This window comes from Streptomyces sp. UW30, assembly GCF_008042075.1.
In the GTDB taxonomy this organism is placed as follows: Bacteria; Actinomycetota; Actinomycetes; order Streptomycetales; family Streptomycetaceae; genus Streptomyces.
Genome location: NZ_RDBN01000144.1, coordinates 1 through 1,539, shown reverse-complemented (window position 1 = coordinate 1,539; position 1,539 = coordinate 1). Strand labels below are relative to the sequence as shown.

Genomic DNA, 1,539 nt, shown 5'->3' with positions numbered 1-1,539 from the left:
AACAGCTCCCGCCCGTCGACTTCTGGACCGCAGCTGCGGTCCAGAAGTCGACGGGCGGGAGCTGTTCGGCGCGGTGCCGGCGGCTGTGCTGGTCGAGGTAGTCGGCCAGCCGGTACTGCAGACCCTGCCCAGTTGTGCTGGGGTGTCCGGTGGTGGGGCGGTTGCGTTGGTTACGGGGGGCACCGGTCTTGGCGGAGGTGAGGATGCCGGGGATGCCGTTGCAGGGGGTGGTGACATAGGCGAGTGCACGCTCAAGCCAGTCATCACCCGTGTGATCCCACTCCATGTCGGTGAGATAGCCGGGAGCGGCGTCGGCCAGCCAAGCCAAGGGAATGCGTTGTCCCGCGCCGAGGCGGCGGGCATCCATGGCGGCATCGATCAACGCCCGAGTGGCAGGCGGGGCGGCCTGGTAGAGATCCAGGAGAACCGGTACCCCGGCCAGATATTGAGTGATGTGACCATCTAGGGCGCGATCCACGGCTTCGCCGAGCCGGGGGTCGCGCCTGGCGGTGTCGATCAGCGCGGCCAGGTCGTCGTCGGTGAATGCATCGGGCACTTTGATTTTGTGCCCGTCCAGTAGTTCTCGGGCCTGGGCGTGAGGGTCCGGCATGGCTCGGGTGGTCAAGGTCTTCCAGTGGTCCGGCCAGAGGGTGGCCAGCACCAGCACTGGCGCGCGCCTTGAGTCGCGCAGAAGGGACCGCAGGCCTGCGGCGACCTGATCRCCGAACTGTTCGGGTGTCAGGTACTCCTGAGCCTCGTTCAGCCAGATCACCGTGTACGGGGCGATGTCGGCCAGCTCGTCTAGGGCGGCGCCGGGGCGGGTGGGGTTGATCGGATGCCACAGCCGCCAGGGTTCGTCCCGCTCGCGCAGCACGTGAAGGGCTTCCCAGCAGGCACGGGTCTTGCCGGTGGAGGATCCGCCCACCAGCACTGCGATCTGGCTGGTCCCGTCGGCGGCCTGGGCCACTACCTCGGCCACCGCCCGGTCGTGCTCGCGGGGCACGTACGTTGGAAGCATCGGCAGACCGGCGGCCGGGGAGTTGATCGCGTGGTGCACTTCCAGGTGGAACGGGTCGGTCACCTCAGACAGCGGCCGGCCGGGCCGCATCCGCTCCAGCACCGCCCGGCCTTGCCCGGCCTCGACCGCGGTACGCGTTGTGTTCGCGCGTCGGTGAGCCTCGGCCTGGTAGGCGCGTCGCCACCGTTGTCCTTCCAGCAGCACACCTGCCGAGGCGCCGGCCAGCCCGACGCTCTCAGCTTGGACGCGCAGTGCCCGCACCAGCTTCAGCAGCGGATCGACCTGCTGGGGAAACCGGACTCCGCGCAGCCACTCTCCGATCGTGGTCGGGCTGACCTCGGCGGCCGCGGCCAACGCGCGGTCCGACGGCCGACCCTGCAAGTCATTGAGGCGAAACATGGCCAGCCCGGCGATCAACGCGGCGTAGTCCGCCTCCCGCCCGGCCGGTCCCCCCATCATGGCCCGAGAACTACTGGACGGGCACAAAATCAAAGTGCCCGATGCATTCACCGACGACGACC

1 pseudogene is annotated in these 1,539 nt (G+C 68.9%); it reads right to left on the bottom strand.

Annotation, left to right across the window (positions count from 1 at the left end):
• Positions 1-1,477: pseudogene (locus EAO75_RS44915) on the bottom strand (hypothetical protein); the annotation flags it as partial.
• Positions 1,478-1,539 lie beyond the last annotated feature (62 nt).